At 53.7% G+C, this 19,014-nt stretch carries 24 protein-coding genes; 20 read left to right on the forward strand and 4 right to left on the reverse strand.

What is annotated here, in order from left to right; all coding sequences use genetic code 11:
• Positions 1 to 5 precede the first annotated feature (5 nt).
• The 5 genes from ACZ5N7_RS03505 to spoVM all read left to right on the forward strand — a co-directional run bounded on the left by ACZ5N7_RS03505 (position 6) and on the right by spoVM (position 4,877).
• Positions 6 to 761 carry a Stp1/IreP family PP2C-type Ser/Thr phosphatase gene (locus ACZ5N7_RS03505; RefSeq protein ID WP_464657451.1) on the forward strand — a complete coding sequence of 252 codons (756 nt, stop codon included), beginning with the start codon at positions 6 to 8 and terminating at the stop codon, positions 759 to 761.
• A 7-nt stretch (positions 762 to 768) separates the two neighbouring features.
• Positions 769 to 3,000, forward strand: a complete 2,232-nt coding sequence (gene pknB / locus ACZ5N7_RS03510) for a Stk1 family PASTA domain-containing Ser/Thr kinase (RefSeq protein WP_464657453.1) — start codon at positions 769 to 771, stop codon at positions 2,998 to 3,000.
• Positions 3,000 to 3,914, forward strand: coding sequence for a ribosome small subunit-dependent GTPase A (gene rsgA / locus ACZ5N7_RS03515; protein ID WP_464657455.1), 915 nt, complete (start codon positions 3,000 to 3,002; stop codon positions 3,912 to 3,914). Before pknB ends, rsgA begins: the two co-directional genes overlap by 1 nt.
• Before the next feature lie 2 nt (positions 3,915 to 3,916).
• On the forward strand, positions 3,917 to 4,564 hold the full coding sequence (gene rpe, locus ACZ5N7_RS03520; protein ID WP_464657457.1) for a ribulose-phosphate 3-epimerase: 648 nt from the start codon (positions 3,917 to 3,919) through the stop codon (positions 4,562 to 4,564).
• A 232-nt stretch (positions 4,565 to 4,796) separates the two neighbouring features.
• Positions 4,797 to 4,877 (forward strand): stage V sporulation protein SpoVM, encoded by an 81-nt coding sequence (gene spoVM / locus ACZ5N7_RS03525; protein WP_464659122.1) that lies wholly within the window; start codon positions 4,797 to 4,799, stop codon positions 4,875 to 4,877.
• Between the two features lie 298 nt (positions 4,878 to 5,175).
• Here spoVM and rpmB read toward each other — a convergent pair whose 3' ends face one another.
• Positions 5,176 to 5,364 (reverse strand): 50S ribosomal protein L28, encoded by a 189-nt coding sequence (rpmB, locus tag ACZ5N7_RS03530; protein ID WP_464657459.1) that lies wholly within the window; start codon positions 5,362 to 5,364, stop codon positions 5,176 to 5,178.
• 169 nt (positions 5,365 to 5,533) lie between these two features.
• On the opposite strand from rpmB, the gene ACZ5N7_RS03535 reads away from it, so the two are divergent.
• From ACZ5N7_RS03535 to ACZ5N7_RS03560, 6 genes are all read left to right on the forward strand, one after another.
• Positions 5,534 to 5,893 (forward strand): Asp23/Gls24 family envelope stress response protein, encoded by a 360-nt coding sequence (locus tag ACZ5N7_RS03535; protein ID WP_464657461.1) that lies wholly within the window; start codon positions 5,534 to 5,536, stop codon positions 5,891 to 5,893.
• Positions 5,894 to 5,914: 21 nt separating this feature from the next.
• On the forward strand, positions 5,915 to 7,693 hold the full coding sequence (locus ACZ5N7_RS03540; RefSeq protein ID WP_464657462.1) for a DAK2 domain-containing protein: 1,779 nt from the start codon (positions 5,915 to 5,917) through the stop codon (positions 7,691 to 7,693).
• A 33-nt stretch (positions 7,694 to 7,726) separates the two neighbouring features.
• Complete coding sequence (locus tag ACZ5N7_RS03545) at positions 7,727 to 8,590, forward strand: DegV family protein (RefSeq protein ID WP_464657464.1); 864 nt, start codon at positions 7,727 to 7,729, stop codon at positions 8,588 to 8,590.
• Positions 8,583 to 10,634, forward strand: coding sequence for an ATP-dependent DNA helicase RecG (recG, locus tag ACZ5N7_RS03550; protein WP_464657465.1), 2,052 nt, complete (start codon positions 8,583 to 8,585; stop codon positions 10,632 to 10,634). The genes ACZ5N7_RS03545 and recG overlap by 8 nt, the downstream gene beginning before the upstream one ends.
• Before the next feature lie 186 nt (positions 10,635 to 10,820).
• Complete coding sequence (locus tag ACZ5N7_RS03555) at positions 10,821 to 11,108, forward strand: stage VI sporulation protein F (RefSeq protein WP_464657467.1); 288 nt, start codon at positions 10,821 to 10,823, stop codon at positions 11,106 to 11,108.
• Between the two features lie 226 nt (positions 11,109 to 11,334).
• The gene (locus ACZ5N7_RS03560) at positions 11,335 to 12,102 is read left to right on the forward strand and encodes a glycoside hydrolase family 25 protein (RefSeq protein ID WP_464657469.1); all 768 of its coding nucleotides are present in this window, start codon (positions 11,335 to 11,337) and stop codon (positions 12,100 to 12,102) included.
• A 155-nt stretch (positions 12,103 to 12,257) separates the two neighbouring features.
• On the opposite strand, the gene ACZ5N7_RS03565 is transcribed toward ACZ5N7_RS03560, so the two are convergent.
• The gene (locus tag ACZ5N7_RS03565; protein WP_464659124.1) at positions 12,258 to 13,016 is read right to left on the reverse strand and encodes an exodeoxyribonuclease III; all 759 of its coding nucleotides are present in this window, start codon (positions 13,014 to 13,016) and stop codon (positions 12,258 to 12,260) included.
• Between the two features lie 150 nt (positions 13,017 to 13,166).
• Between ACZ5N7_RS03565 and ACZ5N7_RS03570 the strand changes: the two genes are divergently transcribed.
• From ACZ5N7_RS03570 to ACZ5N7_RS03580, 3 genes are all read left to right on the forward strand, one after another.
• Positions 13,167 to 13,589 (forward strand): DUF6157 family protein, encoded by a 423-nt coding sequence (locus ACZ5N7_RS03570; protein ID WP_464657470.1) that lies wholly within the window; start codon positions 13,167 to 13,169, stop codon positions 13,587 to 13,589.
• 30 nt (positions 13,590 to 13,619) lie between these two features.
• Complete coding sequence (locus tag ACZ5N7_RS03575) at positions 13,620 to 14,153, forward strand: DUF1697 domain-containing protein (RefSeq protein WP_464657473.1); 534 nt, start codon at positions 13,620 to 13,622, stop codon at positions 14,151 to 14,153.
• Positions 14,154 to 14,471: 318 nt separating this feature from the next.
• The gene (locus tag ACZ5N7_RS03580) at positions 14,472 to 15,143 is read left to right on the forward strand and encodes an SOS response-associated peptidase (RefSeq protein ID WP_464657474.1); all 672 of its coding nucleotides are present in this window, start codon (positions 14,472 to 14,474) and stop codon (positions 15,141 to 15,143) included.
• 272 nt (positions 15,144 to 15,415) lie between these two features.
• Here ACZ5N7_RS03580 and ACZ5N7_RS03585 read toward each other — a convergent pair whose 3' ends face one another.
• Entirely contained in the window at positions 15,416 to 15,553 is a 138-nt protein-coding gene (locus tag ACZ5N7_RS03585; RefSeq protein WP_464657476.1) for a phage integrase N-terminal SAM-like domain-containing protein, read from the reverse strand.
• A gap of 276 nt (positions 15,554 to 15,829) precedes the next feature.
• Between ACZ5N7_RS03585 and ACZ5N7_RS03590 the strand changes: the two genes are divergently transcribed.
• Positions 15,830 to 16,327 (forward strand): hypothetical protein, encoded by a 498-nt coding sequence (locus ACZ5N7_RS03590; protein ID WP_464657478.1) that lies wholly within the window; start codon positions 15,830 to 15,832, stop codon positions 16,325 to 16,327.
• A gap of 132 nt (positions 16,328 to 16,459) precedes the next feature.
• On the opposite strand, the gene ACZ5N7_RS03595 is transcribed toward ACZ5N7_RS03590, so the two are convergent.
• Positions 16,460 to 16,924: an Hsp20/alpha crystallin family protein gene (locus ACZ5N7_RS03595; RefSeq protein ID WP_464657480.1), complete on the reverse strand. Its 465-nt coding sequence runs from the start codon at positions 16,922 to 16,924 to the stop codon at positions 16,460 to 16,462.
• 168 nt (positions 16,925 to 17,092) lie between these two features.
• Here ACZ5N7_RS03595 and ACZ5N7_RS03600 point away from each other — a divergent pair, with 168 nt between their 5' ends.
• The 5 genes from ACZ5N7_RS03600 to ACZ5N7_RS03620 all read left to right on the forward strand — a co-directional run bounded on the left by ACZ5N7_RS03600 (position 17,093) and on the right by ACZ5N7_RS03620 (position 18,994).
• Positions 17,093 to 17,392: a spore germination protein gene (locus ACZ5N7_RS03600; protein ID WP_464657482.1), complete on the forward strand. Its 300-nt coding sequence runs from the start codon at positions 17,093 to 17,095 to the stop codon at positions 17,390 to 17,392.
• Positions 17,389 to 17,601: a spore germination protein GerPB gene (locus ACZ5N7_RS03605; protein WP_464657484.1), complete on the forward strand. Its 213-nt coding sequence runs from the start codon at positions 17,389 to 17,391 to the stop codon at positions 17,599 to 17,601. Before ACZ5N7_RS03600 ends, ACZ5N7_RS03605 begins: the two co-directional genes overlap by 4 nt.
• Positions 17,602 to 17,758: 157 nt before the next feature.
• Positions 17,759 to 18,382 carry a spore germination protein GerPC gene (gene gerPC / locus ACZ5N7_RS03610; protein ID WP_464659126.1) on the forward strand — a complete coding sequence of 208 codons (624 nt, stop codon included), beginning with the start codon at positions 17,759 to 17,761 and terminating at the stop codon, positions 18,380 to 18,382.
• Positions 18,379 to 18,558, forward strand: a complete 180-nt coding sequence (locus ACZ5N7_RS03615) for a spore gernimation protein GerPD (protein WP_464657486.1) — start codon at positions 18,379 to 18,381, stop codon at positions 18,556 to 18,558. The genes gerPC and ACZ5N7_RS03615 overlap by 4 nt, the downstream gene beginning before the upstream one ends.
• Position 18,559: 1 nt before the next feature.
• The gene (locus ACZ5N7_RS03620; RefSeq protein WP_464657488.1) at positions 18,560 to 18,994 is read left to right on the forward strand and encodes a spore germination protein GerPE; all 435 of its coding nucleotides are present in this window, start codon (positions 18,560 to 18,562) and stop codon (positions 18,992 to 18,994) included.
• Positions 18,995 to 19,014 lie beyond the last annotated feature (20 nt).

The following is a 19,014-nucleotide window of genomic DNA, read 5'->3' on the forward strand; positions in this document are numbered from 1 at the left end:
AGTGAATGAGAACGGCCCTTAAAACGGATATCGGACGGATCCGTCAAGTTAACGAAGACCGCTCGCTGGTCCAGACGGATCTTAACGGTTTCTTGTTAGCCATTGTGGCCGACGGTATGGGCGGGCATCAAGCCGGCGACACAGCCAGCCAGATGGCTGTCGATATTATTGAGCAGGAAATGCACAAAGTGCATTCCGGGATGCCTGTAGACGAATGTATGCAGGCTATCCGGAGCGCTGTGGAAGAAGCCAATGCGAGAATCTACCGCTTCGCGTCGGAGAGGGAAAGCCATTATGGAATGGGAACTACGGTAGTAGCGGCGCTGGCGTCCCGGGATTTGGTGCTGATCGGGCATATCGGCGACAGCCGGGCCTACAAGGCCGACACGGCATCCCTGATCCAATTGACCGAAGACCACACCTTGGTGAACGAGCTTGTCCGTTCCGGGCAAATCACGTCGGAAGAAGCGGAACATCATCCTCGGCGGAACGTCCTTACAAGGGCACTCGGCACCGAGCCTTTCGTCGAGGTGGATGTGAGCTCCCATCCCTGGTCCAAAGGGGAGATGCTGCTGATTTGCAGCGACGGGCTGTCTTCTTTGGTCGACAGCGACACCATTTTACATACGCTGCATGACGAAACCGATTTGGATACGAAGGCCGAACGGCTGGTCGAAATCGCCTTGAGAGCGGGCGGAGATGACAATATCACGGTCCTGCTGCTTGTCAATGACAGTGAAGGCCAAGAAGAAATGAGGTGAAGCAGAAGTGATAGGAAAGCAGCTAGGAGGAAGGTATGAGATTCTCGAACGCATCGGCGGCGGCGGCATGGCGCTGGTCTACAAAGGGCATGATATTTTATTGCATCGTAAAGTCGCCGTCAAAGTGCTCAGGCAGCAGTATGTCCATGACGAGGAGTTTATCAGCCGATTCCGCCGGGAAGCACAAGCGGCAGCGTCTCTTTCCCATCCGAATGTTGTAAGTATTTACGATGTGGGGCAAGAAGGGGAAGTCCACTACATCGTAATGGAATATATAGAAGGCACAACGCTCAACGACCTTATCAAACTGAGGGCTCCGCTGCAGGTGGAGGAATCGGTCCGTATCGCTGCGCAGATTTGTGACGCGTTGGACCATGCACATCATAATCAAATCATACATCGAGATATTAAACCCCATAACATACTGATCGGTAAAAACGGTCGCGTGAAGGTGACGGACTTCGGGATTGCCCGCGCTTCCACCTCGTCTACGATCACACAGACCGGTTCGGTCGTCGGTTCCGTACATTATTTTTCGCCCGAGCACGCCAAGGGCACTTCCGCAGGAGAGGTTTCCGACCTGTACTCCCTCGGCATCGTGCTGTACCAAATGCTGACGGGAACGCTTCCTTTTCTGGGGGAAAGTCCCATTTCGGTAGCGCTGAAGCATCTGCAAGAGGATGTCGAGGAGCCGCGCAAAATCAATTCCCTGATCCCTCAAAGCGTGGAGAATGTGATCCTCAAAGCGATGCGCAAAAATCCGGACGAACGCTACCAATCCGCTGCGGAGATGCAGAAGGATTTGGAGACATGCTTGCAGCCCGAACGGCTCCATGAACCGAAGATCGTTTTTCCAGACGACGGCATGGACGAGGAGCGCACCAGAATTGTTCCCGCGATCAAGCCGACCGCTTATAAGGATTTGGAAGAAACCATGCAGCACCCTGTGAAGATTGCTGAAGAAACGGTCAAAAAGCGCAGCCCCTGGGTCAGACCGACCGTTTGGCTGGGGATTCTGGCCGCATTGATCGTTATACTTGGCGGATTGGCATTTTACATGAACAAGCTGGTCCGGGTCCCGGAGGTGTCTGTGCCTCTGGTGGAAAACCGCAATGTGGAAGAGGCCAAACAGATCCTGGATAACGCGAAGCTGAAATATGATATCATCCAGGAATTCTCAAAGACCATACCGGTCGATGTGGTTATTAAACAGAACCCTCCCGCCAATATGAACGAAAAAGTCCATACGGTGATCACGCTTAACGTCAGTAAAGGCGCAGAGAAGCAAAAGATGGTCAACGCTGTGGGAGAAAAACTGGCGGTGGTACAGGACAACCTGCTTGCGCAGGGATTGAAGAAGGAACAGATTTCGGTGGATGAGGTCTTCTCCAAAGATCAGCCGCCTGGCGTCGTGACCAAGCAAATCCCGGCGGCTAATGAAGAATACGACCCCACGAGCGCTGTTATCAAATTAAGCGTCAGCAAGGGGAAGGAAACGTTCAAGATGCCGAATTTGGTAGGTATGACCCAGAAAGCGGCATCGGACAAAATCAAAGAGCTGGGCCTGACGCTATCTGCCGATGTGCAGAACGAGCCTTCCTATAAGATCCCGAAAGGCTCCGTGGTCAGACAATTCCCTTTCAATGAGAACGATGGAGTGTCTCCCGGGGATCAAGTGCAGCTGTTCGTTTCTTCCGGTCTTCCGGACGAAGCTGGACAAATGATAGTGAATGTCCCAGTGCACCCATCCGCCCCGGGGAAGGCGACGAATATCAAACTGGTCGTTACGGATGCGCAATATGATACTTTCGAGTATAAATCAACCACCATCTCGAAGGATGACGCTATCGATGTGAGAATCGTCGTGGCTCCGGACAAGAACGCCACCATCCAGGTGAAGCAGGACGATAAAGTAGTGGACGTCATTACGAAAACTTATCAGGATTACTTGGCGCAAAAAGGTGCAAAACGCAGTTCAACCACCGGCGCGGGGGCGGGACCAGATACTGGTGCAGCGGGCTCCGCCGGGGCGGGAACAGGACCCGCAGCCGGAGGATCGGGCGCCGGCACAGTAACGGCTCCGGGAGCTGCGGCTCCAGGCACCGCGTCTCCGGGAGCTGCGTCTCCGGGGAATCCGGGCACCGGCGCGGCTGCCGGGAACGGCGACGGCTCCAAGCCGGCGAACGGACAGGACAAGAAAGATAAACAGGGCAAACAAGGCACAGGAGGAGCGAATTAATGCCAGAAGGAAGGATCGTCAAGGCATTAAGCGGTTATTATTACGTGCAGCCCGATGGAGAAGCTTCCGGCTCTGTCCAGTGCAGAGGACGCGGGATTTTGAAAAAGAAGGAGCTCTCCCCTCTGGTCGGCGACCGTGTAGTCTACAGCGTGACGGAGAACGGAGAAGGGATGGTGGACGATATTCTGCCCAGGGCAAGCGAATTGGTCCGGCCGCCGATCGCCAACGTGGATTTGGTAGTTCTCGTCTTCGCCTGCGAGGAGCCTGCGTTGAACCTGCTTTTGCTGGACAAATTTCTTGTTCATGCGGAGAATGCGGGACTGGATACGGTGATCTGCCTTACCAAATGCGACCTGATTGCAGATCCAGAGCAAGTCGTCATTGAAAAGGAAAATATGAGTCTGGACTCGGTCATCCGGCTCTATGAACAGATAGGTTATGAGATGATTCAAACCAGTTCCAGGAAAAGGATAGGCGTGGACGCGATTATGGCTCGGCTGGCCGGTCATCTCAGTGTGTTCGCCGGTCAGTCGGGCGTCGGAAAGTCCTCCTTGCTTAACGCTATGGTTCCCGGTCTGGAGCTGCAGACCAACCTCATCTCTTCCAGGCTCGGACGCGGCAAACATACGACGCGGCATGTCGAACTGATCCGGCTGGACAACGGCGCGGTCATCGCTGACACGCCCGGGTTCAGCCAGCTCGATTTTTTACAGCTTGAGGTGGAGGAGCTGGGCTCCTGTTTCAAGGAATTCAACGAATATGCTCCGCATTGCAAATTCCGGGGCTGCAGCCACATGCAGGAGCCGGGCTGCAAGGTGATTGAGGCGGTAGAAAACGGACAGATCGCACTCAGCCGGTATGAACACTATTTGATTTTTATGTCCGAGATGAAAGACGCCAAGAGGAGGTATTAATCATGCTCAGAATCGCACCATCGATACTTTCTGCGGATTTTTCCAAGCTGGGCGAGGAGATTAAGGAGGCGGAGGAGGCGGGAGCGGACTGGATCCACGTCGATGTCATGGACGGGCATTTCGTGCCCAACATTACTATCGGCCCCTTGATTGTGGAAGCCGTCAGGCCCCATACCCGTCTTCCGCTTGACGTCCATCTGATGATCGAACAGCCGGAGCGGTATGTACAGGCGTTTGCGGCTGCCGGCGCGGACCTGATCTCCATTCACGCCGAAGCCTGCGTCCACCTGCATCGAACGCTTCATCTGATCAAAGAAGAGGGAATGAAGTGCGGAGTCGTCCTGAATCCCGCCACGCCGATCCAAACTATTCAACATGTGCTGGCCGATCTGGATTATGTACTGCTGATGACGGTCAATCCGGGTTTTGGGGGTCAGCAGTTCATCGCGTCCATGCTGCCGAAGATACAAGAACTGCGGAATTTGCTGGACGGCTTGGGTCTGGTGGATATTGAAATCGAGGTGGATGGCGGAATCAATGAACATACGGCTCGCCTGGCGGTACAAGCCGGGGCCAATGTGCTTGTCGCCGGCAGTTCCGTGTTCGGCCAGCCTGACCGTACGGCGGCTATCAGACGGCTGCGCGGGTGACCACGTATTCATTTCTTCCTCTATATGGCTCGTAAATTCATACAGGCCGGGCGACCGAGAGCATAGAGCGTGCAAGGAATATCTCCTTATTTAAGCGCATAACTTATTTACAAGAGCGCGCCGCTTATGTATTTTTTTGCTCGATGCGGATGCAGGCACTTTTTACGAAGAGGCCGAATAGGATGTAACGGATGATTGCTGCCATACCCGAAAATCGTTAGGAGGGCTAACTATGAAATTCTACACGATTAAGCTGCCGAAATTTCTGGGCGGCATCGTCAAAGCGATGCTTAACACGTTCAGTAAAAATTAGAGGGTTGCATACAACCGAACAGGGCCGGAAGCCTCCATCCGGAGATTTTACATCCGCAGACGGAGCAGGGGAACGAGTCAGTGACTCGGGCCGGCGGCCCGATCCCGCAGCTTAATTACTCCGTAAAATGAAGCAGGACCTTCAAGGCTATTCCATTGGACTCAAGTAAAAGTCAATTGAATGTCTAGGAGGCCCCGGAGAAACTAAAAAAGCACCCGTTAAGGTGCTTTTTGTCTATGAATATCAGAAGTAAAACGGTTCCGAACAAGGATTCTGATATTTTCCGGATTGGCTCCGATTAGACGCGAGTGACTTTACCGGATTTCAATGCCTTGGCGCTTACATATACGCGCTTCGGTTTGCCGTTGACAAGGATGCGAACCTTCTGAACGTTAACGCCCCAAGAGCGTCTGTTTCTGTTGTTGGCGTGAGATACATGATTTCCGGACCCTGGCTTCTTACCTGTAATAACGCATTTACGAGACATGAGTTACACCTCCTTATTCCTAAAACACACTTAAATATAATAGCACAGAAAAAAACGGTAAGTCAATGAATGAAATTTTACTTATCCATTTTATTTATTGCTTTTCTTATAGTACAATGGGGAATAGTCCATAATATCTCTATTGATTGAAGGAGATGAATTTGAAATCATGCCGATAGAACTCGCTAACGAGAATGGAAAAGTCATAGTAACCGATGAAGTTGTAGCCGTATTGGCAGGTTCAGCTGCACTCGATTGTTATGGACTTGTAGGAATGGCTTCCCGCAACCAGTTTAAAGACGGAATCGCGGAGCTGCTCGGAAGAGACAACCTCGGAAGAGGCGTCGAGATCCGCAATGTGGAAGGAAGCCTTGAAATAGACGTGTACATAATCGTGAGCTACGGAACCAAAATTTCGGAAGTGGCCCACAATGTCCAAACCAAGCTGCAGTATGTTCTGAACGATGTTATCGGCCTGCGGGTAGAGCAAGTCAACGTATTCGTGCAAGGGGTTCGCGTAGCCCGGTAGTCCAGGAAGGGGAATCATCTATTGAGTAAGCGCTTTAGTTCAATAAACGGAAATGATTTTTTATATATAGTGTTGGCGGGAGCCCGGAACCTGCAGTCCAAGGTGGAAAAGGTCAACGCGCTGAACGTGTTTCCGGTTCCCGACGGGGATACCGGCACGAATATGAACTTGACTTTGACTTCCGGGGTGGAGGAGCTTAAAAAGAAAGCGGGCATCCATATCGGAAAAACGGCGGAAGCGCTGTCCAAAGGGCTGCTCATGGGAGCGAGAGGGAACTCGGGCGTTATTCTTTCCCAGCTATTCCGGGGATTCGCCAAATCGGTGGCGGAATTTGAGCAGATTAATCCGCAGCAGTTTGCGGCGGCCCTCCAGAACGGTGTGGATACCGCGTATAAAGCGGTTGTCAAGCCTGTGGAAGGTACGATTCTGACGGTCTCCAAGGAAGCGGCCAAGCAAGCGGCGGTTTATTCGAGGCGCGCTGCGGACGTGACGGATTTAATGCGCGAGGTTGTCCGGTCAGGCAATGAGGCACTTGCCAACACCCCGAATTTGCTGCCTGTGCTGAAGCAAGTCGGTGTAGTGGACTCCGGCGGACAAGGGCTGATGTTTATTTACGAGGGAATGCTGGCCGCACTCACCGGACAGACGGACGAAGCGGATCATGGAATTGATTCGGTAGAGGCTCCGCTGCTGCCCGGCCTGGCGGCGAAGCAGCCGATCGAGTCGCTTGATCTGGCGGAAGCAGCGCACCACCGCAGCGATTTTGCGCCGGCCCAGACGATGATGGCTACCGAGGATATCGAATTCGGATACTGTACAGAGTTTCTGGTGAACCTGGTGCCGGGCAAAGTGAAAGGGCTGACCTTCGACGAGGGGCGTTTCCGCAGAGAGCTCAGCAAACACGGAGATTCTCTCCTTGTCGTGGCGGACGACGATCTGGTCAAGATCCACATACACGCGGAGTATCCCGGTGAAGTGATGACTTTGGCCCAGCAGTACGGCGACCTGAGCAGGATCAAAATTGAAAATATGCGTGACCAGCATACCCATATACTTGAAGAGGCCAGGCACGCGTTCGGCAATTCGGCAGATGCGGACAGCTATGCCGTAGCGGTGGTTCACAGCGCGGGACCTGAACGAAAGCGGTACGGCATGATTACAGTTTCCGTGGGAGAGGGCATTTCAGAAATTTTCACCTCGCTTGGCGTGGATTATGTGCTGTCCGGCGGCCAAACGATGAACCCGAGCACGGAGGATATCGTTAACGCGGCTCGGGAGATTAGCGCGCAAACTATTTTTATTCTGCCGAACAACTCCAATATTATTATGGCGGCGCAGCAGGCCAAAGAGCTGGTGGAGGACAAAGAAATCATCGTGATCCCTTCCAAAACGATCCCTCAAGGACTGGCGGCCGTGTTCTCGTTCCAGGATTCCGCGGAGGCTGAGGATAACGCGGCCAGGATGACGGAGGCCATGGGGAAGATCAAGTCAGGCCAGGTCACCTTCGCCGTGCGGGATACGCAGATGGATGGCATAGACATCGAAGAAGGTGATTTTATCGGCATCCAGGACGGCAGGATCGTATCCGCCGAAGCGGATCTTCTGCGCTCCTGTGAGCTGCTGCTGAGCTCCATGCTGACTCAGGATCCGGAGATCGTTACGGTCATGACGGGGACGGATGCCGAAGAAGAGATAACGGAGCAGATCCGCGGCTTCCTGGCGGAGTCTTATCCCGATGTGGAAGTGGAGATTCATCCCGGGGGACAACCACTTTATTATTATATTTTTGCTGCAGAGTAAAAAGTCAGGACAGGAAATCAGGAGGTGGCCAGCTTGGGCAAAATTCGCATCGTCACTGACAGTACGGCAGACATCCCCGCTGACGTGCGGCAGCAGCTTGACATTGAGGTGGTCCCGCTTAAGGTACATTTTGACTCGGAAGCATTCCTCGACGGAGTGACCATCACTTCCGAGCAGTTCATCGATAAGCTGGTGTCGTCCGCTTCGCTTCCGACTACATCCCAGCCTTCGCCCGTCGAGTTTCTTGACGTATACTCCAGATTGGGGGCGGAACCGGACACTCACATTATTTCCATCCATTTGTCTTCCGCGCTGAGCGGTACCTACCAATCTGCGGTACTGGCGAAATCAATGTACGAAGGCGCCGCCGAAATCACCGTGGTCGACTCCAAATCCGCCTGCTACGGGATCGGCCTGCTGGCAGCAGCGGCTGCACGCGCCGCACAGGAAGGACGGACGGCGGAAGAGATCGAACGGCTCGTTCAAACCTTGAGGTCGGATACGAGGATTTATTTTCTGGTCGATACGCTGCAGTACCTGCAAAAGGGCGGCCGAATCGGCAAAGCGGCGGCGGTTGTCGGCTCTTTGCTTAACATTAAACCGATTTTATCGATCGACGATGACGGGCAGGTGAATTCTGTCGATAAAGTAAGAGGCCAGAAGAAGGCGATGGGCAGAATCGTTGAACTGCTGAAAGCGGAATTCGGGGATGCCAGGCTACATTTGACCGTGGCTCATGCGAATGCGAGGGAACAGGCCGAAGTGCTCGGCGGCATGGTCAAGGAGGCGCTGCAGGTGGAAATCATGCAGTATACAGCATTGGGCCCGGTGATAGCCACGCACGCGGGTCCCGGAACGGTGGCGGTATTTGTAAACAGGATGGAAGCCTATGCTTGACCTGCATCAAATTCCGGTGAAGATGGTCCGGGGCGTAGGGGTCCAGAAGGCGGAGGAACTTCAAAGCCTCGGCATACAGACCGTGGCCGATCTGCTGGAGTATTACCCTTACCGTTACGAAGATTACCGGATTAAAGAACTGGCCGAGGTAAAGGACGGAGATAAGGTCACACTTCAGGCCAAAATCGTCGCAGAGCCCGCCATCTATATGTACGGCCGCAACAAGTCGAGGCTGAGCTGTCGGGTTGTGGCGGACGGAGTTATGATTACGGCAATATGGTTTAACCGCCATTTCCTGCGGGATAGTCTCAGGCCCGGTCAAGAGATCGTACTGACCGGGAAGTGGGATCAGAAGAGGCTGCATCTGACCGTCTCCGAATCGGAGTTTCCCGGCAATGGAACTCCCCGGAGCGGAACGCTGCAGCCTGTTTACTCTGTCGGCGGATCGATCACGCAGAAGTGGATCCGCAAGGCGGTGAAGCACGCGCTCGAGCAATACGAGAGCGGCATCGAGGAGATCCTGCCGGAGGAGACCACCGGCAGGTACGGTTTGCTGCCGCGCCGCCGGGCGATTGCCGCCATCCATCAGCCGGACGGCACGGAGGAGGGCAGGGAAGCGCGCAGGCGGCTTGTGTTTGAGGAGCTGCTGCTGTTCCAGCTCAAGATGCAGGCGTACCGCGCGCTGACGCACAAGCGTGCGGACGGGGTGGCGCACGAAGTGGACCTCCCCGCTGTGCGGGAGTTCGTGCGGGCGCTGCCGTTTCGGCTGACGGAGTCACAGCTGAAGGTCATCGCGGAGATCCTGAAGGATCTCCAGTCGCCTTTCTGCATGAACCGGCTGTTGCAAGGCGACGTCGGTTCCGGGAAGACCGTGGTCGCCGCGGTGTCGCTCTATGCGGTGGTGAAGGCGGGGCACCAGGGTGCGCTGATGGTGCCGACGGAAATTCTGGCCGAGCAGCATAAGCGTTCCCTGGACAAGCTGTTCGAGCCTTACGGCATCACGGTGGGCCTGCTGACCGGCTCGCTGACCGACCGGCAGAGGAAGGATGCGCTGGGGGCGCTGCAAATGGGGATGACTGACATTGTTGTCGGAACTCACGCCCTTATCCAGGAGGATGTGTACTTCCGCAATCTCGGACTGGTCGTAACGGATGAGCAGCACCGTTTCGGGGTACAGCAGCGGAGTATCCTGCGCCGTAAAGGGATGAATCCGGATGTCCTGACGATGACGGCCACTCCCATACCCCGTACGCTGGCGATCACCGCCTTCGGCGATATGGATGTGTCCACGCTGCGGGAGCTGCCGAAAGGGCGCAAGCCGATCAAGACTTACTGGGTGCAGCACGAAATGATGGACCGCGTCATGGGGTTCATCGAGCGGGAGGCGGCCGCAGGCCGGCAGGCTTATGTCATCTGCCCGTTGATCGAGGAGTCGGAAAAGCTGGACGTGCAGAATGCGATCGACGTTTATGTCCAGCTGCAGCAGCGCTTTCCCGACCTTAAGATAGGGCTTCTGCACGGCCGCCTGCCGACGCAGGAGAAGGATGAGGTTATGCGGGCATTCAGCGAGGGGGAGCTTCAAGTGCTTGTCTCCACCACGGTGATCGAGGTCGGCGTGGACGTTCCGAATTCGACACTGATGGTGGTCTATGATGCCGACCGCTTCGGCTTGTCGCAGCTTCATCAGCTTCGTGGCCGGGTTGGCCGCGGGGAGCATCAATCCTACTGTGTGCTGATGGCCACGCCGAAGACGGAGGTGGGCAAGGAGCGGATGAAGGCGATGACGGAAACAAGCGACGGCTTCGAAATCGCCCGGCGGGATCTGGAACTGAGAGGGCCCGGGGATTTCTTCGGGACGAAGCAGAGCGGGCTGCCGGAATTCCGTTTGGCCGATCTGCTGAATGATTTTGAAATCATGGAGCAGGCCCGCGATGAAGCCGCTGAAATGGTGAGCCGCGGGGAATTCTGGACGTCGACCCGGTATTTACCCCTGCGGCATTATTTACAGCGCGAGCAGGTGCTGGAGCGAGAAGTACTGGATTAAAACGTGCGAAGTTCCTTCGCCGAAGGAGTTACCGCCCTGGCTGCAGCTTTGCCGCTTCACCGGAAAAATTCCCGGCAGACAAGCACGCTGCGCGCCGTTTGTTCATATAATAATGAATGACTGTTTGGAACCAAAGGGACAGCCAAAGCGCTGGTCTAAGGTTACCGGCAATGGAGGTGGCGCAGGATGGGCTATCAAAATTTCGGGTTGGACCCCGGGCTGGTGGAGCGGGTGAAAACCAAAATGAAGAACCCGGAAACGAAAGAACGGGTGAAGATGATTTTGAACGGTGTGACGAAAAAAGATTTGCAGGACAGGGTAAAGGTGAGAAAGTTTGTCAGCCTTTTGACCAAAGCGCTTGGGGAAAAAGTGACGGAAGCGCAGGCCGAGCAGATGGTGAATTTCGTCATTTCGCAAAAGATCGATCCCAACAATACGTTTCATTTAATCAAGCTTTGGGGAATGTTCCGCTAAAGGGCACGTTCGCATGGAGCGGGTTAAGGAGAGGATCCTTGGCCCGTTTTTCTTTTTCTCAAATAGGCTGCCTCCTCTGGGTAAATCTACAGGATTCGCTCCAACATTGGAATAACATATAAGGAAGGACGGAAAATGAACTCCTTCGTTTCTGCATTTCTTTTAGAAAAACATAAAGTGAAGACTGCGACAGGAGTTTTTTTCAGATGAAGGGGTGAAAACGAGGATGCAGCGAAGGAAGCCCTCTAATGCAAAAGGGATCGATGTGTCTCACTATCAAGGTTCGATCGACTGGATGAAAGTGAAAGCGGCAGGAATCTCTTTTGCTTTCTTGAAGGCGACGGAGGGGACGACCTTTGTCGATGACCGCTATGCGGAAAATTTGCAAGGAGCCAAGCAGGCCGGTCTGATTGTTGGCGCCTATCACTTCTTTCGCGCTTCTACCGAGGCGGTGGCTCAAGCGGAAGCCGATTTTTTCATTGAGGTCGTAGGCCGCAGCGGCGGGTTCCGGCAGGTGGACCTTCCCCCCGTCATTGACGCGGAGGTCAGCGAAAATACCCCGGCTGCTGTGCGGGCTTGGGTTGACCGGGTAAAAGAGAAGACAGGAAAGACTTCAATCCTATATACGTATCCGTCTTTTATAGACGACTACCTGGGTTCCTCGCTCAGCGACCTTCCTTTGTGGCTTGCAAGCTACAGCAGAAATCAGCCCGCTAACCGGGGCGGTTGGGATCGCTGGGTGTTTCTACAATACTCGGAATCCGGCACGGTGCCCGGCATTTCGGGACCTGTCGACCTGGATGAATACAGTGGGAGTGTGGATGAGCTCATGGCCAGTTTACAGCCGTCGTACTTACTGACAGCGGACGATGCCAACAAGGTAATCGCCTTTTTGTCAGCCGCATATCAGGCCACGGATGTGCCTGAGGCGCAAAAAGAATTTCATCGGCTCGCCAATGAATTGCGCAAAGCTTCCGGCCAACCGGAGCAATAATTGTTTATGGCCCTTCGGGAAGCGCGGGAACAAACCGTGCTTCTTTGCCTTGAGTATGAATGTGCAGCTAGGTATAACCGTTCGCAAGTGATCTTTTGTCCATTTCAACCTAGATTGAGTAGGGTTCCCTTTACGGGTGCAAATATAAAGGGATTTCAATACTGCCTAAGCTTCAGTACGACCGGACAATGATCGCTGCCCAAGACATGCGTATCAATCTCTGCCTCTGCCACTTTGGGTTCCAGCCGAGCAGACACGAGAAAATAATCGATCCGCCACCCGACATTCCGCTCTCGCACCTTCGGCATGTTGGACCACCATGTATAAGCATCCGTGCGGTCCGGGTACTGTTGCCGGAACGTATCGATGAATCCGGCATCCAGCAGTCGAGTCATCATCCCGCGCTCTTCCTCGGTAAATCCGGAGTTGCCGCGGTTCCCTTTCGCGATTTTGATGTCGATCTCCCGGTGGGCTACATTCAGATCGCCGCAGACGATTACGGGCTTACGCGAATCGAGCTCCTGCAGATACGGACGGAAGCGTTCTTCCCATTCCAGGCGGAAGTCCAGACGGGACAGGTCGCGGCGCGCATTGGGGGTGTACACATTGACGAGATAGAAGTCATTGAATTCCAAGGTGATGATTCGGCCCTCCGGCTCAGTATCTTCCTCCAAGCCATAGCGCACGGACAGCGGCTTCAGCTTCGTAAACACGGCCGTGCCGGAATACCCTTTCTTCTCCGCATAGTTCCAATATTGCGAATATTCTTCCCCCTGCTCCAGACAGATCTGCCCCTCCTGAAGCTTCGTTTCCTGCACGCAGAAGATATCCGCACCCGTCTGCCTGAAATAGTCGTTGAATCCTTTATTGACGCAGGCTCTCAGCCCATTGACATTCCAAGATACAAGCTTTATCATCGAGTCGGTCTCCTTCTAGCCTACATTCCTGTATAACTCTATCAGTATATCATAGACCGGCAAGCCAGCGGCGCTGTTATTGTCAGAATGTTCGGTTATAATGGGAATATGTTCAACTTCAGATGGCTAACGAAAGGAATATCGCCCATGGAATGGAATTATTACGATACGTTTATTACTGTAGCCGCGGATTGTCCGGTTGAGCGCGGTACGGTTCCACTCGAGCGGAGGGGCGGTAAAACCAAGCCCGCAATCGAGTACGAGCTGCTCGCCAACCATCCGTACACTTATACCCAGGAGGAACTGCTCTACGAGACGTACGTCCGGCATAAGCAAATCCCCGAACAGGATCTTCTGGCAAGGGGCACACAAATCCGCGTCGAATTCTACCGGAAGCCGCAGCCCTGTCTGCGGGCGTCGATGCTGCCGAAGAAATACGGATGGGGACTTCACTTCAATGCAGAAGGCAAAATCGCGCTTATACCCATGGAGTCGCCGGACTACGAGAGCTTCGTGTGCGGCGGTGCGCCCAACATATTGGCGGCTATGCGCAACAGCCGGCAGAAGTAATATTTTGCGTGAGAGAGGGCGGTGACTTAGATGGCGGTCTACATCGCACTTTGGCGGGGGATTAACGTCGGAGGCAAGAACATGATCAAGATGGCTGAACTGAGGCGATTGCTGGAGATAATGGGGCTCACTCGAGTACAGACCTATATTAACAGCGGCAACGCTGTCTTTGAATCGGAGGAAGCGGCAGAGCTCTTGAGCCGGAGGATCGAGGACGAAGTGAGCAAGTTGTTCGGAGTGTCTTCCAACGTCATGATGAGAACGGCCGAGGAGCTGGAGCAGATTGTAAGCCGATGCCCCTATTCGGTGGATGCGCAGTCGAACAGGAAAAATATTCACGTGGGCGTGATGGCAGAGGCGCCTGTGCAGAAGCAGCTCGACACCCTTTCGGACGGCATCGGCCATATGGATGAGTTCTGCGTTTACGGGAGGGAGATTTATTTTCTGTACCGGCAAAGAATTCTGGATTCCAAGCTGGCGAACAACGTTCAGAAGCTGGGGAAATCGATTACGACCCGCAATATGAATACGATGGACAAGCTCCATGAGCTGACGCGGGGATGAAGAGGGCAGCTTCAGAAGAGGGACCTTTGTCGCGGCTTGACGAGATTCTGCAGAACTTCCCATACTTGAACGTGAAGCCGGCATGCAGGCACTGGCAGAAGCATTCACGTGTATGGCCTCTATTTAGCTGCAGCGTTTTCTCTATCCTGGCGGATCTGCCCAGTTAAACCATGCTGGAAGAATTGTTTGTTCAGTCCATTGTACGGATGGTCAAGCGCATTTTCTTGGATTGCGGCGCGCCGGTGAATTCGAAGGGTGGAAAACGTTTTATTCGATTGTGGCGGGCATGGGTCTATAATGGAGAAGGGAGGGATCGCTATGTGCGGAAGATATACGATCACGGTGACGATGGAAGAGCTGATGCGCCGGTTTCTGATCGACGGGCCGATGCCCCCTTTTCACACTCCGCGGTATAATGTTGCTCCAGGGCAGATGATTATGGCGGTCATCCATGACGGGGAGAAGCACCGGCTGGGGGAATTGAAGTGGGGACTCGTACCCGAATGGGCCAAGGACGAAAAAGCGGGCTACACGATGATTAACGCTCGTGCGGAGACAGTCAGGACAAAGCCCGCGTTCCGCATCCCTCTTCAGCGCAAAAGGTGCCTGATTCCCGCCGACGGTTTCTATGAATGGAAAATAATAGAAAACGGCAAGCGGCCGATGCGGATTATGTTTCGAAGCGGGGAGATGTTCGCGATGGCAGGCCTATACGATATCTGGAAGGCACCGGACGGGCGGAAATTAAGCACCTGCACTATCATCACGACGAAACCGAACGGATTAATGCGGGAAATCCATGATCGGATGCCGATGATTCTAAAGCGTGAGGACGAAGCGCTATGGCTTGACCGGGATTGCACGGATGGGGATTTCCTGGAGTCGCTGCTGCAGCCTTTTCCCGAGGAACTCATGTCGGCGTATCCGGTCGCGCCCATGGTGGGGAATGTCAAGAACGACAGCGTGGAATGTATTGCTGAGCTGAAATGACTTATGTGCGGGAGGCTGACACCTTCCGCCGACGCCTGTGGCAACAACGCTAACTCTTAAGATTGTATCAGAAATTGTAGACGTATAATGGGGTTTCAATCCAACTGATCGTACAATTTTTGATACAATTCGTTGATCGAAACCGCGTTCTGCAGGCAGATTTGCATCCGACGAACCCTTTAATTCATTGTTTTGGAGATGCTTTTGCTGGTATTGTCGTCAAAAGGGCAGACTTCACCTGTCTTCCCCAAATACACGATTGCACATGACGGTTATGCTGCTCGAATTTCGGGTGATCTGTTGTAATGCTGCGCAAATTTTTCGACGCTTTTCAAGTAAGCCTTTTGCGTATGAGGGCTCAATCCTCGTAATTGCATATCCATGATCATTTTTTCTCGAAGTGCTGTCATAGCTTTCCGCTCCTTTCACTAGGGGCTTAAGAGGGAATGCAAAAATAGCGGAATAAAAGTTCGCTGCCGCAAAGCTGCGCAGTGTTCAGCCCCACCTCGCGCCCTAAGTGTTTAATCTTTAAGCGCCCTGCTGTAAAATTTCGCCGGGTTACCGCTCGCACCCCTTTTTCCAGTGAAGCTTCGCAGAATGTCATCCGGGCAAATCACCAAGTCATAGGTGAACACATAGGATATTGGGTAAATTCACATGATTTTCAGAAAAAAGGAGAAATTCGGATGAGTTACCCTTTGCCTTTGCCTGACGAAACGAATGCGGTTTCGCCTGCGAGCTATCGCAACGAGCCTACCATAGTCCCGCTTGCAGCATATCCGAACTTGCCGCCCGCAGCATACCCGAATATGCTTTATCCAAAAAAGCCGTTCCCTAACATGGCGGTGCCTGCCGGTTATCCGAACGGTGCGGCACCTGTTCCTTATCCGCTCAATACACCCCGCTGGCCCAATGTCCTGGACTTTTACTATGAAGCGCATCGGCCAATGACTCATGCTGAATGGCCTCATCCTGCCCTGATCAATCCGGCATTGCGCGAGGCCTCTTTAAAAACGGTGCGTCCCTGGGTTCATTACGGTCTGAACGAAGCCCAGTCGCAAGGCTATCCGCACGCGATGACGGAAGTGGCACTGATCGTTTATCTGATCGGGATGGGCTACGATTCAGATACGGCCTATAAAATCGTGGAATCATGGGAAGTCAATGAGAAGTTCCCGGAATAGCCGGCATCAAAAAAGTCTGCTTCCTCATCAAGAGAAGCAGACTTTTTTTCGGTTTTCCCAACGCGTGCCTCCCCCCGGGGAGCTTGAGACGCTCTGGTCACATCCCATTTTTCCGGTTATATGCCGGCGCAATTAAATAAACCGGATGGGAATCTCAACAAAGGATTTGCGTCCGGACTGTTTGCGCAGGCGGATTTGCAGCACATCATCTTTATACGAGGCTTTCCCCGATTTGGAGAGCACCGCTTTCGGCAGCGAGATGAGGTGCGGCTCGTCGACCCCAATAATGGTCAGCTTCAGCTGTGTGGAGCTCACCATGACCCGTACATTGTCGATATGTGTGCTGCCGGGCAGTTTGATTTTGACCAGAATGTAATTATGGGTTTCGAACACTTCCGACTGCAGGGAGGGAGAAGCCGCCGACTTCGTCCGTACTTCTGGCTTATGGAACGCTGAGCGGAGCGTCTGCTGCACATAAGACTCCACCCAGGACAGGTCCTGCGGATTATCGGACTGGGCCGGAGGCAGCATGCCGCCGAGCATCTCTTTGAAAGGGCCCCAGTCAAAGCCGAAAGGCCGCGGTGTTTGGTCGCTCACGTGGTCATCCCTCCTTGTGCCTGTTTCCGGTTTCCGAACAATGATTCCTTTTATAGAATATGATAACGGCGGTTGTTGGTGAATGATTTGTCTCCGGCAAACCATAAGAACGTCAGGGCGTCTTCCCACATACTATAAACAAGTAAAATAAACAAAGGGTGTTTGCCTATGCCATCGATTGTCGGGAGCTTCAAAGTCGTAAGTGTCAGCTCGGGATCGGTCGTTCTCATCGGAGATACGCTGCAGGTTGCGCCCGCCAGCACATCGAAAACTTTTGCGGGAGCAGGGTCTTTCAACACCGGGGATCTGGCCCATACGAATAACGCGATCAGTGCCACAAACACATCGGATAACGATATCCAGGATTCGACTCAGACCTCCAACGGGAACAAAGGGGTCAATGCCGGAGTGGCCAGCGGGGCCAGCTCTAGCGGAGCGGGCTCAGGCGGGGCGGTGGCGGCGCCATGAACCTGATCGTGCATCAATCCATCGTCATCCATCAGCTGCGGGTGGAAGGGATTTCGCATTCCTCCGTGCTGCAGATCGGCAGCGCCGGGGTGATCAGGGCGTTGTCCAACGCATACAACACCGGGGGGTATACCGAGCCGGCCCCGGCCTTAACGCAGGGCACTCCCCATTTCACAGCGCCTTTGGTGCCTCTGCCAACCCCTACTTAGCAGCCCGTTCCTATAAAAGCGAAGCCTCCCGTGTCATTTACTCTTTAGAGTTTATAAAGACCGGCGCCACAAAAGGGTTCGATAAAAGCGAAGCTTCCAGTGTCATGTCCTCCCTGTCCCGAAACATAGGATATACAGGGGGTGACATCGATTGTACATGGATCCGTATTTATACTCGCTGCTGCAGGGCATCTACACTCAGCTGCATTTGCAGGCCGATCAACTTAACAGAATGGAGCAGACGGTGGAGGCATTGCGGAACGAAATTGCCGAGCTCAGGCAACAGCGGGCTGTCACCGTCGATAAGATAGAATACCATTTTGACCAGTTAAAAGTGGAAAAGCTGGACGGCACCCTGAATATCGGCCTCAATCCGGATTTGGCCGGCAATATCGACGATCTGGCGGTAAACGGCACAGAGCCGCATATCCAGCAGCCCGTGCAGGATGCGAATTCCCCTTTCAGGGAGATCGCGGACGAGACGCATCAATATTTGGAAAAGGAAGTTCCGGGAGAAATCATCAGCCTGGAACAGCGGTATAACCGTCTCCTGGGAGACGACTACCGGAGCTTTATCGTCAATGACATCAAGAACCAGGTAGATGAACGAATCCGTTATTACATCGGCCAAATGAAGCAGGCGGCTCCGGAAAACACCGCGTCCCTTCATCGGGAAGTGATGGATAAAGTGAAACGGGACATCCGGGTGGCCATTGAAAGGTATATGAACACCTTCCCGGAAAGCCCGGACAATTCCTTAAAGAAAGAGGAGAAGCCATGAATGTTCAGGTTGTAAACAAGCAGCTGTCGGTAGGTTCCATCCACGTGACCGCAGTGGTCGGCGCTTCCGTGATTCTCGTGGGGGATACGGATTCCATCTGCCTCTCGTCGGCCTTCGACACGCCTCCGGAGTCTTACATTGTCGGTCCTCTCGCGCCGCTCGCGCCGCAAGCCTAGAATGACCATGGATAAGCGCGTATCGTTGGTGTCTAATGTTCACATTACCAACGTATTGTTCGCCTCCGTCGTCCAAATCGGGGATGCGGACGAGGTCACACCGGCGGCCCGCATTTTTGCGCTGCAGCGGCAGTTTGCGGTGTTTATGGGGAACGAAGGGAATCTGAACCTTTTCCCTGTGTTTTTTTACCCTGACATTCCGCCTCCGGAGCTTGATATAGAAGTAAAGCTGACTACAGTGCACGAACAAAATACAATACGGGTCGATTATGTGGATGTTGCGGCCGTATCGGCCGCTTCCGTGCTTCAAATCGGCTCGAGCTCATCCGTAAACGGCAAAGTCCGTGTGATGAACATCCGCCAAGCGCTGGGCAGAGGTCCGCTGAAGATGGGAGCAGAAGCTGTGGCGGAGACCAAGATCAACCCGCCTGTTTGAATTTGCTTTCCGTTACAGTC

The sequence above is a fragment of the Paenibacillus sp. JCM 18996 genome, from assembly GCF_055392555.1.

Bases quoted from the DNA above. Each gene is read 5' to 3' on its own strand.
- rpe (WP_464657457.1), top strand. From the start codon at position 3,917: ATGCTCAGAATCGCACCATCGATACTTTCTGCGGATTTTTCCAAGCTG.
- ACZ5N7_RS03570 (WP_464657470.1), top strand. From the start codon at position 13,167: ATGGAATGGAATTATTACGATACGTTTATTACTGTAGCCGCGGATTGT.
- ACZ5N7_RS03600 (WP_464657482.1), top strand. From the start codon at position 17,093: ATGCCATCGATTGTCGGGAGCTTCAAAGTCGTAAGTGTCAGCTCGGGA.
- ACZ5N7_RS03535 (WP_464657461.1), top strand. From the start codon at position 5,534: ATGCCGATAGAACTCGCTAACGAGAATGGAAAAGTCATAGTAACCGAT.
- recG (WP_464657465.1), top strand. From the start codon at position 8,583: ATGCTTGACCTGCATCAAATTCCGGTGAAGATGGTCCGGGGCGTAGGG.
- ACZ5N7_RS03615 (WP_464657486.1), top strand. From the start codon at position 18,379: ATGAATGTTCAGGTTGTAAACAAGCAGCTGTCGGTAGGTTCCATCCAC.
- rpmB (WP_464657459.1), bottom strand. From the start codon at position 5,364: ATGTCTCGTAAATGCGTTATTACAGGTAAGAAGCCAGGGTCCGGAAAT.
- ACZ5N7_RS03620 (WP_464657488.1), top strand. From the start codon at position 18,560: ATGACCATGGATAAGCGCGTATCGTTGGTGTCTAATGTTCACATTACC.
- ACZ5N7_RS03585 (WP_464657476.1), bottom strand. From the start codon at position 15,553: ATGACAGCACTTCGAGAAAAAATGATCATGGATATGCAATTACGAGGA.
- gerPC (WP_464659126.1), top strand. From the start codon at position 17,759: ATGGATCCGTATTTATACTCGCTGCTGCAGGGCATCTACACTCAGCTG.
- ACZ5N7_RS03555 (WP_464657467.1), top strand. From the start codon at position 10,821: ATGGGCTATCAAAATTTCGGGTTGGACCCCGGGCTGGTGGAGCGGGTG.
- spoVM (WP_464659122.1), top strand. From the start codon at position 4,797: ATGAAATTCTACACGATTAAGCTGCCGAAATTTCTGGGCGGCATCGTC.
- ACZ5N7_RS03580 (WP_464657474.1), top strand. From the start codon at position 14,472: ATGTGCGGAAGATATACGATCACGGTGACGATGGAAGAGCTGATGCGC.
- ACZ5N7_RS03605 (WP_464657484.1), top strand. From the start codon at position 17,389: ATGAACCTGATCGTGCATCAATCCATCGTCATCCATCAGCTGCGGGTG.
- ACZ5N7_RS03505 (WP_464657451.1), top strand. From the start codon at position 6: ATGAGAACGGCCCTTAAAACGGATATCGGACGGATCCGTCAAGTTAAC.
- ACZ5N7_RS03590 (WP_464657478.1), top strand. From the start codon at position 15,830: ATGAGTTACCCTTTGCCTTTGCCTGACGAAACGAATGCGGTTTCGCCT.
- ACZ5N7_RS03560 (WP_464657469.1), top strand. From the start codon at position 11,335: ATGCAGCGAAGGAAGCCCTCTAATGCAAAAGGGATCGATGTGTCTCAC.
- ACZ5N7_RS03575 (WP_464657473.1), top strand. From the start codon at position 13,620: ATGGCGGTCTACATCGCACTTTGGCGGGGGATTAACGTCGGAGGCAAG.
- rsgA (WP_464657455.1), top strand. From the start codon at position 3,000: ATGCCAGAAGGAAGGATCGTCAAGGCATTAAGCGGTTATTATTACGTG.